General features: G+C 69.8%; 12 protein-coding genes. 8 read left to right on the top strand and 4 right to left on the bottom strand.

The genetic code is table 11. From position 1 onward, the window contains the following. Both H587_RS0113230 and H587_RS0113225 read left to right on the top strand, forming a co-directional pair. Positions 1-744, top strand: coding sequence for an adenosylcobinamide-GDP ribazoletransferase (locus H587_RS0113230; protein ID WP_027176659.1), 744 nt, complete (start codon positions 1-3; stop codon positions 742-744). A 100-nt stretch (positions 745-844) separates the two neighbouring features. Further along, positions 845-1,093, top strand: coding sequence for a hypothetical protein (locus H587_RS0113225; RefSeq protein WP_027176658.1), 249 nt, complete (start codon positions 845-847; stop codon positions 1,091-1,093). Between the two features lie 72 nt (positions 1,094-1,165). Here the strand turns inward: H587_RS0113225 and H587_RS0113220 are convergent, their stop codons facing one another. Continuing rightward, the gene (locus H587_RS0113220; RefSeq protein WP_027176657.1) at positions 1,166-2,641 is read right to left on the bottom strand and encodes a sensor domain-containing diguanylate cyclase; all 1,476 of its coding nucleotides are present in this window, start codon (positions 2,639-2,641) and stop codon (positions 1,166-1,168) included. Between the two features lie 192 nt (positions 2,642-2,833). Here H587_RS0113220 and H587_RS0113215 point away from each other — a divergent pair, with 192 nt between their 5' ends. From H587_RS0113215 to H587_RS18685, 3 genes are read left to right on the top strand one after another with little or no spacing between them, the layout of a single operon-like run. After that, positions 2,834-4,483 (top strand): glycosyltransferase family 4 protein, encoded by a 1,650-nt coding sequence (locus H587_RS0113215; protein WP_027176656.1) that lies wholly within the window; start codon positions 2,834-2,836, stop codon positions 4,481-4,483. Beyond that, positions 4,480-5,580 (top strand): glycosyltransferase, encoded by a 1,101-nt coding sequence (locus H587_RS0113210; RefSeq protein ID WP_027176655.1) that lies wholly within the window; start codon positions 4,480-4,482, stop codon positions 5,578-5,580. The genes H587_RS0113215 and H587_RS0113210 overlap by 4 nt, the downstream gene beginning before the upstream one ends. 9 nt (positions 5,581-5,589) lie before the next feature. Continuing rightward, positions 5,590-7,122 (top strand): amidohydrolase, encoded by a 1,533-nt coding sequence (locus H587_RS18685; protein WP_051202822.1) that lies wholly within the window; start codon positions 5,590-5,592, stop codon positions 7,120-7,122. Positions 7,123-7,181: 59 nt separating this feature from the next. Here the strand turns inward: H587_RS18685 and sppA are convergent, their stop codons facing one another. Beyond that, complete coding sequence (sppA, locus tag H587_RS0113200; protein WP_027176654.1) at positions 7,182-8,162, bottom strand: signal peptide peptidase SppA; 981 nt, start codon at positions 8,160-8,162, stop codon at positions 7,182-7,184. A 107-nt stretch (positions 8,163-8,269) separates the two neighbouring features. Between sppA and H587_RS0113195 the strand changes: the two genes are divergently transcribed. From H587_RS0113195 to H587_RS0113185, 3 genes are read left to right on the top strand one after another with little or no spacing between them, the layout of a single operon-like run. After that, positions 8,270-8,746 (top strand): hypothetical protein, encoded by a 477-nt coding sequence (locus tag H587_RS0113195; protein ID WP_027176653.1) that lies wholly within the window; start codon positions 8,270-8,272, stop codon positions 8,744-8,746. Further along, positions 8,743-9,330, top strand: a complete 588-nt coding sequence (locus tag H587_RS0113190; protein ID WP_342662375.1) for a 5-formyltetrahydrofolate cyclo-ligase — start codon at positions 8,743-8,745, stop codon at positions 9,328-9,330. The genes H587_RS0113195 and H587_RS0113190 overlap by 4 nt, the downstream gene beginning before the upstream one ends. Beyond that, entirely contained in the window at positions 9,318-10,067 is a 750-nt protein-coding gene (locus H587_RS0113185) for a purine nucleoside phosphorylase YfiH/LACC1 family protein (protein WP_027176651.1), read from the top strand. Before H587_RS0113190 ends, H587_RS0113185 begins: the two co-directional genes overlap by 13 nt. Before the next feature lie 7 nt (positions 10,068-10,074). On the opposite strand, the gene H587_RS18680 is transcribed toward H587_RS0113185, so the two are convergent. Then, positions 10,075-10,584, bottom strand: a complete 510-nt coding sequence (locus tag H587_RS18680) for a mechanosensitive ion channel family protein (RefSeq protein ID WP_169432787.1) — start codon at positions 10,582-10,584, stop codon at positions 10,075-10,077. Positions 10,585-10,602: 18 nt separating this feature from the next. After that, a complete protein-coding gene (gene nhaA, locus H587_RS0113175) occupies positions 10,603-11,949 on the bottom strand; it encodes a Na+/H+ antiporter NhaA (RefSeq protein WP_027176650.1) in 1,347 nt (448 codons plus the stop codon). Positions 11,950-11,968: the final 19 nt, after the last annotated feature.

Genomic DNA, 11,968 nt, shown 5'->3' with positions numbered 1-11,968 from the left:
ATGCACGTGGCGCGACGTTTTCTCCTGGCGCTGTCCTTCCTCACCCGGCTCTGGCCCGCGCCCAAGGCTCCGGCCGAGCCCGAGGACATGGCCGGCTGTCTGCCGTTTCTGCCGTTGGTGGGGCTGGTCCTCGGACTGGTGGTCTGTCTGCCCTTCGGTCTCGGGCTGTTCGCGGGCAAGCCCTGGATTCAGGCCTGGCTGGCCGCCGCGCTTTCTCTGCTGCTGACCCGGGGCCTGCATCTGGACGGGCTGGCCGACGTCTCCGACGGGGTCACGGCCCACATGGACCGGGAGAAATTCTGGCGGGTGGTCAAGGACAGCCGCAGCGGAGCTTTCGGAGCCATGGCCCTGGTGCTGGCCCTCGTGGGACAGGTGGTGCTGCTGGAGACCCTGTTCGCCGCCGGGCGACCCCTGGCCGCGGCCTGGATATTCTGCGCCGGACGTTGCGCGGCCGTGGGTCTGGCCTACGCCGTCAAGGATCTGGCCCGCCCTGGCCTGGGAGCCCTGTTCATGAGCGGGGCCACCCTGGAGAACTGCCTGGCGGCGGTGGTCGTCACCGTGGCCGCCGGGCTGATCCTGACCCCGACCTGGGGGTTGACGGCGGCTCTCCTGCTGCCGCCCTTGAGCGTGTATCCCCTGTACCGCCTGGCGCGGCTGGTGGACGGGGCCAACGGGGACTTCCTCGGCGCGGCCGTGGTCTTGGGCGAACTGGCCGCCGGGCTGGGGCTGGCCCTGGTGTTGTGATTTTCGTCGTTTTTGAGGTTGACATCCCCTCTTCAAAGGACTATTTGCCGTTCCCCCGCCATGGGAAGGGCCTTTTCATATCATTTCGGAGGATGTTTCGATGAACGCCGTCGCCGCCGCGCGCAGCCTGATTTTTCGCCGCAGCAACTTGAACCATGGGTTGCACGCCGCCCTGACCCTTTTGAGCCTCGGCCTCTGGCTGCCGATCTGGGTCGCCATGTGCCTCTCCCACGAGGGGTGGAAGAGCGGGCACAACTGGACCCTGGCCGGGAAGACCGGCGTGGGCCTGTCGCGCATCGAGCGCCTCCAGCTGGAGCCCGAGCAGCTCCGGCGCATGGCCCACCGCTAGTTTCGCGTCCGGACGGAAAAAGCCGGGGAGGAGCCGTTCGGCTCCTCCCCGGCTTTTTTTCGTCTGATTCGATTATTCGCCCACGATGCGGGCCCGGGACTTGCCGCCCGAGACCACGACCATGTTCCGGCCGTTGTTCTTGGCCGTGTAGAGGGCCTGGTCGGCCTGGAGCAGAAGCTCCTTCTCCTTCTGCAGGCTGCCCACGCCCAGGGAGGCCACGCCGATGCTCGCGGTGACGCGGAAGGAGCCCTTCGCGGACTCGAAATCCGCCTCCGCGATGCGGGTCCGGATGCGTTCGGCCAACTTGCGGGCGTCCTTCTGGGGGGTGTGCGGCAGAAGGACGGCGAACTCCTCGCCGCCGTAACGGGCCGCGAAGTCCGTGGAACGCAGGCTCTCCTGGAGAACCGCGCCGATGCGGCGCAGGACTTCGTCTCCGGCCAGGTGGCCGTGGGTGTCGTTGACCTGCTTGAAGTGGTCCACGTCGAGCATGAGCAGCGACAACGGCAGGCGGTAGCGTTGATGGCGCTTGAGTTCCTGCACGAGCCGCTCGTCCAGGCTGCGGCGGTTGTGGATGCGGGTCAGGCCGTCGTGGTCCGCGCGCAGCTTAATCTCACGGAAGGCCAGGGCGTTGCGCAGGGCCAGCCCCAGGTGGTTCACGGCCGCGTGCAGGGTCTGGATCTGGTCCTTGCCCAGGCTCACGGGCTGGTCGCTCTGGAGGGCGAGGCAACCGTAGTACTGGTTGCCCGCCTTGAGCGGCAGGGCCACCACCCGGCCCTGGGCCGGGGCCTCGGAAATCGCGCCCTCGGGGCCGCAGACATGCTGCACGGTGTAGGAATCCACCTTGCCGCCCATGCGCGAGGTGCTCTCCAGCATGAACTCAGCCCAGGCCGTCTCGGCCGGTCCGTCCATGCGGCAGGAAAGGAATATTTCGGCCGAGACCTTGCCGTTCTCGGCGTCGCGCATCCAGAACACGGCGTTCAGCAGACGCACCGGCAGGAGCATGCGGAAGTCCCTGCGGGCCGAGAGGAGCAGGGCGGAGGGCTCCAGCGTCTCGGTGGCGCTGGTCAGAATCTTGTTCAGGAACAGGAGCTGGTCGGTCTTGCGGGCCAGCAGCTCGCGCTCCAGGAAGATCTCCTCGGTCATGCGGTAGATGTCGGAATAGAGGCTGGTGACCTCCTTGGCCCGGAACAGGGCGTCCTGGACCTTGGCGCGGGTCAGCGGGCTGCGGACCACGGTGAGGAAGCCCTCTTCCAGCACGGCCTCCAGCTCCACCGGCGTCTCTGACTCCTCCTGGATGAGGATGCGCTGGGTGTCCTCCAGCCCCCGGAACCCCTCCCGGCTGTGCTCCGGGATGCTGTTCCAGACGCGCCAGGGAATCCACGCGGCCGAAGGCTTCTCCCCTTCCTTCAGCGTCCCGGCGCGGGGCAGGGCCTTTGGGGTGTAATTCCGCAGGAAGAAGCCCGGTCCCGTGGCTTCCTGAATCTGGGCGCGTTCGGTCTCGTTGAGCCCGAAGCCCCACATGAGTTCCGGCCTCTTGCCTCGCTTCATGACTGTTCTCCTTGCGGAAAAAGCTGCCGATCCATATCCGCTACGCGGTCCTTGCAAGAAGAAAGCCAGCAATGAAAGGCGCCGCCATCCTTGAATATCATGGGACGTCACCGGCGCGGGCGTCGGAAAATTGAGTCCGGCGCGACGGGGAAACCCTTTGACAAAGACTCTCAAGTAGGATTTGAACCGGGCATGAAAACCAAACGTCTCTGGGGCACGCTCGACCCCTTCCTGGAGCCCGGGCCGATTCTCGGCCGACGAGTGGCCAACGCCCAGTTCCTGCGTTTCCTTCTGGAAGCCGATCCCTACGACGAGTACCATTTCTTCCTGGCCGACCGGGGTCTGCGCGAGGGCTTGGCGGCGCAGCTGGAGCGCCTCTTCCCGGACCTCTGGGGCGCGGGACGACTGGTCCTCTCCGACCGCCGCCGCCTCCCCGAGGCCGTGGCCGCCTCGGACTTCCACTGCTTCCACCAGTCCGACTGCATCCTGCGCCAGCCGAGCCTCGCCCGGCTGCGCAACGCGGTTTCGCGTCGGATATTTCCCATCACCGGCACGACCCATTCCCTGTCCTACGCCGACTATCCCGCTCGTTTCCTGAGCCACCTCTGGCCGGGAACCACGGCCCGGGACTGCATCATCTGCACGTCTCGCTGCGGCCTGGAGGCCGTGTCGCGCCAGTTCGAGGCCCTGCGCGACGGCTTCGGCCTGGACAAGGAGCGTTTCCCGGCCCCACGCCTGGAACGCATTCCTCTCGGCCTGGACCCGGACGAGTTCGTCGAGCCCTCGCGCCAGGGCCGGGAGGAGGCCCGGCTGGCCCTGGGGCTGCCCCAGGGATCGGTGCTCACCCTGGTCTTCGGGCGCATCGCGCACTACTCCAAGATGGACCTGCTGCCCCTGCTGCGGGCCTTCCAGCGCATCTTCGGCCAGGGGGCGGATCGCAACGGCATGGGGCTGGTCCTGGCGGGCTGGGTGGACGAAGACGACGACTTCCCCCAGACCCTGCGCCGTCTGGCCGCCAACATCGGCCTGTCCCTCTTCCTTTTCGAGCGGCCCGACCCCGAGCGAAAGGCCGCGCTCTTCGAGGCCTGCGACATTTTCGCCTCCATCGCGGACAACCCCCAGGAGACCTTCGGTCTGACGCTTCTGGAGGCCGCCGCCGCCGGCCTGCCGGTGGTGGCCTCGGACTACGACGGCTACAAGGATCTCGTGGAGCACGGGACCACCGGCTGGCTCGTGCCCACCACCGGGCTTGCGGCCACGCCCGAGGCCGATCTCCTGGCCCCGCTCCTGCCTGACAATCAGTACCACCTGCTCCTGTCCCAGGGGCTGGCCGTGGATACGGGGGGCCTGGCCGAGGCCATCGGTGGGCTCACGGCCCAGCCCCGGCTGCGCCTGGATATGGGCCGGGCCGGACGCAAGCGGGTTTTGGAACAGTTCTCCTGGACCGAGGTGATCCGTCGCCACGTGGCCCTCTGGGACGAACTGAACGCCCTGCCCGTGGACGAGGAGCGGGCCCGCGCCGCGCGCCACCCCCTGCACCCGGAGTTCGGCGGGCTGTTCGGCCACTATCCCACGCGGACCCTGGAGCCTGGTACGCTCCTCACCGCCGGGCGCACCGGGCAGGCCTTCTACCGGGGCCAGGACTTCCCGCTGATCTACGCCGGGCTCGAGAATCTCGTGGAGGAGGCCGCGTTGAAGACCCTCGTCTTTCTGGCCCGCAAGCCGGTGACCGCTGGAGAACTGGAACGCCGCCTGGGCGAGAACGCCGGGCTTTCGTCGGACCGGGCCCGCTTTCTCCTGGTCTGGGCCCTCAAGCACGACCTGTTGGAAAACGCCGCATGACTCCGGGCCGCGCCATCCGCCAGCATACCGCCTTGCAACGGCGCGGCGGCGCGGCGGGCGTGGCCCTGCTGCTGCACGAGCGATTGCCCGGCCTGGGCCTGCCTTCGTCCCTGAGTTTCGAGACCGCCGAGGAGCCCGGAGCCGAGGCCACGCCCGGGCCCCTGGCCGGCCGGAACCTGTCGCCGGAAACCCTGCTCCTGCTCCATTCCAGTCTGGACTGGCCCGCACTTCTGGCGGCCCTGCCCGGGGACCGGCCCCTGGCCCTGACCCTGCACGACGCGGGCCTGCTCACCGGCGGCTGCGCCTATCCCCTGGATTGTCCCGGCGTCGTGGAGGACTGCACCGAGCCCTGTCCGCGCGGTTTCGCCGGGGCCCGGGAGCGCCGGGAGGTCCAACTCGGCCTGCTGCGCCGCCTGAAGCCCTCGCTCATCGCGCCCTCGGCCTGGCTGGCGGGTCTGGCCCGGGCGGCCCTGCCCGAGTTGCGCACGCACGTGATCCCCAACGGCGTGCCCTGGCCCAGCGATCCGGGTTCCAAGCGGGAGGCCCGTCGAGCCTTGGGCATCGCGCCCCAGGCCCGGGTGGTGGTCTTCGCGGCCCACGGCGGCACGGGCGCGGCCTACAAGTCCGGCCCGCGCTGGCCGGAATACTGGCGGGAACTCAAGCGCCGCGTGCCTTCGACCCTGGGTTTCGCCGTGGGCGGCACGGAGACGCGCCGCGAGGGCGATCTCGCGTTCTGGCCCTACCTGGACCGCCCGCGCATGGACATCCTGCTCACGGCCGCCGACCTGCTCTTCTATCCGACCCTGGCCGACAATCATCCGCTCATCGTGCTGGAGGCCATGAGCCGGGCCACGCCGTGCGCGGCCTTCGCCGTGGGCGGCCTGCCGGAGCAGGTCCGCGACGGCGAGACCGGGCTGCTCGTCCCGCCGGGCGACGACGAGGCCATGCTTGAGCGCGCGGCGGGTGTCCTGGCGCATCCCTCGCGGGCCCGCGACCTGGGCCTGGCGGCCTTCATCCAGGGCGCGCGGCGTTTCGACGCCGGGCGCATGGCCCGGGACTACGCCCGCCTGCTGGACTCCCCGGCCACGGCCCGCTAGTCTGGGCGCATGCGTCCGACACTCTTCACCAACGCCGTCTTCATCACGCTGGAAGGCGACTCCCGCCACGGCTGCATGGCCGTGGAGGACGGGCGGATCACGGCCCTGGGCTCGCCCGCCGAACTGGCTCCCCTGAAGGACCGGGGTTTCGTCTCCGTGGACCTGGGCGGCGGCTTCGCCCTGCCGGGTTTCCACGACTGCCACTCGCACCTGATCCTCACCGGGATCATGACCCTGGGCCTGGATCTTTCGGCCGCCCGGAGCCTGGAGGAAGTGCGCGACCGTGTGCGCGACGCGGCCCGGGCCCTGTCCCCCGGGGAGTTCGTGCGCGGCTTCCTCCTGGAGGATCTCAACCTGCGCGACGGCCGTCCGCCCCTGCGCGCCGACCTGGACGCGGCCGCCCCGCGCAACCCCGTGCTCATCATTCATCCCACCTGCCATCGGGCCTTCCTGAACACGGCGGCGGTGGCGGCCCTGGGCCTGCCGCCGGATCTGCCGGGCCTGGATATGGAGAACGGCGCGCCCACGGGCGTGGTCCGCGACCCGGGTGTGCTGACCCACGTGTTCCCGGCCATGATGCGCTCCATGAGTCGCGCCCACCTGGACGCGGCCTGCGCCGAGGCCGCGCGCCGGGCCTTGGCCGTGGGGCTCACCTCGGTGCAGAGCATGGAGGGCGGTGAGCTGACCCCGGGCTGCGCGCCCGTGCTCCTGGAGAACGCGGCTCGGCTGCCCCTGCGCGTGACCTGCTGGAACCAGAGCATGGACTTCAGCGAGACCGTGGCCCTGGGCCTGCCGCGCATCGGCGGCTGCATCTGCGCCGACGGCGAACTGGACGCCCGCACGGCCGCGCTCTTCGAGCCCTATTCCGACGATCCCGGCAACCGGGGCGCGCTGCTCTACAGCGATGAACGCATGGAGGGTTTCGTGCGCGAGGCCCATCGCCGGGGCCTGCAGATCGCCGTGCATTGCGAGTCCGAGCGCTCCATCGAGCAGGTTCTCGCAGCCCTGGAAAAGGCCCTGGCCGACGAGCCCCGGGCCGACCACCGCCATCGCATCGAGCATTTCGAACTGCCCGCCTGGGGCCAGATCGAGCGCATGGCCCGGGCCGGAGTCACGGCCTCCATGCAGCCCGCCTTTCTGCCGGAGTTCCTGGAGGACGGCCGTTTGGAGCACAGCCTGGGGCTCTTCGGGCCGGAGCGGGTCCGGCGGCTGCACCCCTACCGGGCCAGCCTGGACGCCGGGGTGCGGGTCTGCGGCGGCTCGGACAGCCCGGTGACGGGCTACAACCCGCTCTTCGGCATCCGCTCGGCGGCGGCCCACGGCTTCCCGGAGCAGTCCGCGAGCCTGCGCGAGGCCGTGGAGATGTTCACGGTCCAGGCCGCCCGGAGCGTGTTCCGGGAGAACGACCTGGGCATCCTGGCCGCGGGCCGGCTGGCGGACTTCGTGGTCCTGGACCGCGACATCCTGGCCGTCAGGCCGGAGGAGGTTCCGGGGATCGCGGTGCGGCGGGTCTTCGTGGGCGGGGAGGAACGCGGCGGGTGAGGCGGCCGCGCGCCGGACGGAATGAGGCGGGGGAGGCGAAGCGCCTCCCCCGTTTGTTTCTAATCCAGGCCCTGGCCCGAGAGCCAGAGGTAGTAGAACCCGGCCTTGGGCGGCAGAACCCAGGGGGCCTCGATGCTCACCAGGGCCGCCTTGGCCGCGAAGGGGCCGGTGGTCAGGTTGTAGGGATTGTCGTCGGGCTGCTCGGCGCGGCGGTAGACCACCACCTCGGCCTCCTTGGGCAGACCGGCCATCTCCCGGGCCTGGTCCAAGGCCTCGGGCAGATAGGCGATGCCATCCACCAGACCCAGCTTCTCGGCCTGCCCGGCGGTGTAGACCGAGGCCCCGGCCACCTCGCGGGCGGCCTCGTCCGAAAGATTGCGGCGCTCGCGCACCAGGGAGAGGAAGCGGTCGCCCATGTCCTGGACGATGGCCTGGAGCTGGGCCCGCTCGGCGCCGGTGTCCGCGCGGAAGGGCGAGGCCATGTCCTTGTTGGCCCCGGACTTGGAAACCTCCATGCCCACGCCGATCTTGTCCAGCAGATCGTGGACCTTGGGCCGGTAGAAGACCGCGCCCACCGAGCCCGTGACCGTGGTGGGGTGGGCCAGGATGCGGTCGGCGGGCAGGGCCGCGTAGTAGCCGCCCGAGGCCGCCAGGTCGAGCAGCGAGGCCAGGATCTTGGCCTTGGTCCGCTCCCGGTAGGCCGTGATCTCGTGGTAGAGCATGTCGCTGGCCGTGACCCCGCCGCCGGGCGAGTCGATGGCCAGGACCACGGCCTTGACGGTTTTGTCCTTCTCGGCCAGGCGGAGCTGGCTGACCACGTCCTGGACCATGCTCGGCCGCGACGAGAACATTCCCTCGCGGGGTTCGTCGCTGATGACTCCGCGCAGAGGCAGGAGCAGAACCTTGCCCGAGGAGTCGGTGCCGTCGAGCACGTATTCCCTGAGCGGATCGCCGCCGTCCGGAAAGAGTTTGAACTTGGGCGCGCAGGCGCAAAGGAGCAGACCGGCCGCCAGGATGAGCAACAGGGGAAAGCGTCGCATGGGTGCCTCCGGGGCCACCCTACACCGGCCGGAGCTTCCTCCGCAATGCCGTGGACAGCGCCGGGGCGATGCACTACAACGGCCACCGGAGAGAAAGGAGGAGAACCATGCGCAAGCTGCTCATCGTGCTCACCCACCGCTGGGCCATCGCCGCCGCCAACGTGGTCGTCGTGCTCATGGCCCTGCAGGGCACCTGGGACATCATCGGGCATTTCAAGTTCCTCGAAACGCACCAGGAGGCCATCGAACTCGGCCTGGACGGCCTGGGCACCATCTTCGTGGCCTTCGGCGTGGCCCTGGAGGAACGCGAGGGGCTCATGCGCTTCCTGGGCCTGTATCCGGCCCGCTTCACGCCCCAGGAGCATTTCGTGGATGAGCAGTGCCACTACCACGGCCTGAGCATTCTCCTCGTGGGTTTGTTCATGGAGGTGCTCGTGTTCCTCATCCGCATGCCGGACCTGAACACGGTGGATTTCGACCCTGCCCTGCTGATCGGCGCCACCGTGCTCAACGTGGGCGGCGCGATTCTTCTGGTGCGGCTCTCCTGGCTGCTGGCCAGGCCGAAGGACGCGGAGGCGGCGTGATCCGCCCCCTGGCGGACAAGGCGGCCCTGCGGCGGGAGATGCTCGCCCGGCGGGCGGCCCTGGCCGACACGGAGGTGATCCGGGCCTCCCTGGCCGTGGCCGCGCGGGTTCGCGAGCTGCGCCGCTGGCGTGACGCCGTCGAGATTTTGGCCTACTGGCCCACGAAGAACGAGATCGACACCCGGCCCCTGGTGGCCGAATCATGGGGCCGGGGAGTGCGGGTGCTCCTGCCGCGCTGCCGCCGGGGCGAAGCCGGGGTGGCCGACCTGGCCTGCGTGACCCGCGAGGCCGACCTGGTCCCGGGCGCGTTTTCCCTCCTGGAGCCGGGCCCGGCCTGCGCCCTGGCTTCCGACGCCACGCCGGACCTTGTGCTTGTCCCCGGCTTGGCTTTCGACCGCCGGGGGCGCCGTCTGGGCTTCGGCGGGGGCTACTACGACAGGATTCTGGCCCGGCCCGCGCTGGCCGAGGCCCTGGTGGTGGGCCTGGCCCACGGATTCCAACTGCAACCGGAGCTGCCCGCGGACCCCTGGGACCGGCCCGTGGACGTCCTCTGCACGGACGAGGAAACATTGTGGTTCAAGTAGCGTTCGTTCCCTTCGCCTTCCCCGGCGTGATCTCGGTGAGCGCGGTCTTCACCTCCCGCCTGGGCGGGGCCAGCCGGGGCCCCTTCGCCGCCTCCAACCTCTCCTTCGACGTGGGCGACGAGCCCTCGACCGTCCTGGCCAACCGCCGGGAGCTGCGCGAACGGCTGGGCTTCGAGACCTGGACCGAATGCCGTCAGGTGCATGGCGAAACCCTGCTTCTGGATCCCGAGCCGGGGTCGCTGGAGGAACCGGGAACCCGTCAGGCCGACGCCATGGCCACGGCCCGACCGGGCCAGGCTCTGGTGATCAAGACGGCCGACTGCCAGCCGATCCTCTTCGCGCACAAGAGCGGGCAGTACATCGCCGCCGTGCACGCGGGCTGGCGCGGCAACCGGATGAACCTGCCGGGTTCCGCCGCGCGCCGCTTCTGCGAGGCCTACGGCCTTGATCCGCTGGACGTGCTGGCCGTGCGCGGCCCGAGCCTGGGCCCGGCGTCCGCCGAGTTCACCAATTTCCACGAGGAGTTCGGGCCGGAGTTCGAGGAGTATTACGACCACGCCGCGCGGACGGTGGACCTCTGGCGTCTGACCCGTGACCAGCTCGTCGGCGCCGGGCTGTCGCCGGAGAACGTCTTCGGCCTGGAGATGTGCACCCGGACGATGCGCGACGAGTTCTTTTCCTACCGCCGCAATCCGACCACCGGCCGTCAGGCCGGGATCATCTGGATTCACCCGTAGCACTCGCTCAGGACGCGGAGTAACTCTCCCGGCGGGTCTTGTTTTTGATGGGCCCGCCCCAGATCTTGGAGTTCGGCACCGTGACCACCTCGGCCTCGGTGAGAATCACGGTCATGGTCACGGTGATCTCCCGCACCACGCCGTCCACGCCCCCGGCCGAGACCGTGTCGCCCACGCCGAAGGGCCGATAGACCATGAGCAGGACGCCGGCGGCCAGATTGCCCAGGGCATCCTTGGCCGCGAAGCCGAGCACGAAGCCGGTGACCGACAGACCGGCGATGAATCCGGCCACGTCGAATCCCAGGGTGCCCAGGACCACGGCCAGGAGCATGAGCCAGAGCGCGGCCGAGAGGGCCCGCCGGGCGAAGGCCGTCAGCGTTGGGTCGAGATCGGCCCTGGCCATGGCCCGGGACAGGGCGGCTCCGGCCAGGCGCACGGCCAGCCAGCCCGCCACGAGGATGACCGCCGCCCGGATCCAGGCGGGCGCGCCGCTCATGAAGCCCATGGGAATGTCCATCATCTCCTCCTTGCGCGTTCAGTGCGTGTTTTCAGTCGGTTCGGCCGGACCCTCCGGCAGGCCCCGCAGCACGAGCCAACCCAGAAGCCCGGCGGCCAGGGACGCGGCCAGCACGGCGGTTTTGGCCAGGGTTTCGGCCCCGGGGTCGTTGAAGGCCAACCCGGCGATGAAGATGGACATGGTGAAGCCGATGCCCGCCAGACAGCCCGCGCCGAGCAGATGGCGGGCCGTCGTTCCGGCGGGGGCCGCCGCGAGACCCGTGCGCGTCAGAACCAGGGCCGTGAGCGCCACGCCCACTGGCTTGCCCAGGAGCAGTCCGGCCAGGATGCCCAGGGACAGGGGCTGGGCCAGGGTGCGGCCCATGTCGCCGGAGAGGTCCACGCCCGCGTTGGCCAGGGCGAAGAGGGGCATGACCGCCAGAGCCATCCAGGGATGCAGGCGGGCCTCCAGACGTTGCAGGGGCGTCTCGGCGTCGCGTCCGGCCCGGCGCAGGGCCAGAAGGATTCTGTGCCGCCGAGGATTGGCCAGCATGCCCTGGCCGTTGCGGTTGGCTTGGCGGAAATCTTCAATCAGATCGCGTACCCTGCCGACGTAGGCTCCGCCGCCCAGACGGGGACGCGCCGGGATGGTCATGGCCGCCAGAACTCCGGCCACGGTGGCGTGCACCCCGGACTTGAGGAAGGCCAGCCAGAGGGCGCAACCCAGGACGAGGTATATCCCGCTGGCGCGCACCCCCAGGGCGTTGGCTCCGGCCATGCAGCCGAGCAGGAGCAGGCCCAGGCCAAGGAAGGTCCAGTGGATGGTTCCGGTGTAGAACAGGGCTATGACCAGCACCGCGCCGATGTCGTCCACGATGGCCACGGCCGTGAGGAATATCTTGAGCGTCGCCGGGACGCGGCGACCGAGCAGGGAGAGCACGCCGAGGGCGAAGGCGATGTCCGTGGCCATGGGTACGCCCCATCCGTCCGCGTGCGGGGAGCCCTGGTTGCAGACCCAGAAGAGCGCCGCCGGGACGAGCATGCCGCCCACGGCCGAGGCGATGGGCAGGAGGGCCTGCCGGGGCGAGGCCAGTTCACCCACCAGGAACTCGCGCTTGATTTCCAGGCCCACCACGAAGAAGAACATGGCCATGATCCCGTCGTTGATCCAAAGCAGCAGCGGCTTGGCCAGCAGTGCGCCGCCCAGGCCGACGCTCAGAGGCATGGCCCAGAGCGCGTGGTAGTCCCCGGCCCAGGGCGAGTTGGCCCAGACGAGCGCCGCGATCGTGGCCGTCACCAGGAGCAGGCCGCTGGACGCGGAGGTGTGGAAGAACCTCTGGAATGGGGAGAGGATGGTGTCGATGGGCTCGCGGAACAGGGGACGCATGCTGGAATAATGCGTCGAA

It is taken from the genome of Desulfovibrio aminophilus DSM 12254 (assembly GCF_000422565.1).
GTDB classification, from domain to species: domain Bacteria; phylum Desulfobacterota; class Desulfovibrionia; order Desulfovibrionales; family Desulfovibrionaceae; genus Aminidesulfovibrio; species Aminidesulfovibrio aminophilus.
This window is presented reverse-complemented; position numbering and strand designations above follow the sequence as displayed.

Bases quoted from the DNA above. Each gene is read 5' to 3' on its own strand.
- H587_RS0113230 (WP_027176659.1), top strand. From the start codon at position 1: ATGCACGTGGCGCGACGTTTTCTCCTGGCGCTGTCCTTCCTCACCCGG.
- H587_RS0113225 (WP_027176658.1), top strand. From the start codon at position 845: ATGAACGCCGTCGCCGCCGCGCGCAGCCTGATTTTTCGCCGCAGCAAC.
- H587_RS0113220 (WP_027176657.1), bottom strand. From the start codon at position 2,641: ATGAAGCGAGGCAAGAGGCCGGAACTCATGTGGGGCTTCGGGCTCAAC.
- H587_RS0113215 (WP_027176656.1), top strand. From the start codon at position 2,834: ATGAAAACCAAACGTCTCTGGGGCACGCTCGACCCCTTCCTGGAGCCC.
- H587_RS0113210 (WP_027176655.1), top strand. From the start codon at position 4,480: ATGACTCCGGGCCGCGCCATCCGCCAGCATACCGCCTTGCAACGGCGC.
- H587_RS18685 (WP_051202822.1), top strand. From the start codon at position 5,590: ATGCGTCCGACACTCTTCACCAACGCCGTCTTCATCACGCTGGAAGGC.
- sppA (WP_027176654.1), bottom strand. From the start codon at position 8,162: ATGCGACGCTTTCCCCTGTTGCTCATCCTGGCGGCCGGTCTGCTCCTT.
- H587_RS0113195 (WP_027176653.1), top strand. From the start codon at position 8,270: ATGCGCAAGCTGCTCATCGTGCTCACCCACCGCTGGGCCATCGCCGCC.
- H587_RS18680 (WP_169432787.1), bottom strand. From the start codon at position 10,584: ATGGACATTCCCATGGGCTTCATGAGCGGCGCGCCCGCCTGGATCCGG.
- nhaA (WP_027176650.1), bottom strand. From the start codon at position 11,949: ATGCGTCCCCTGTTCCGCGAGCCCATCGACACCATCCTCTCCCCATTC.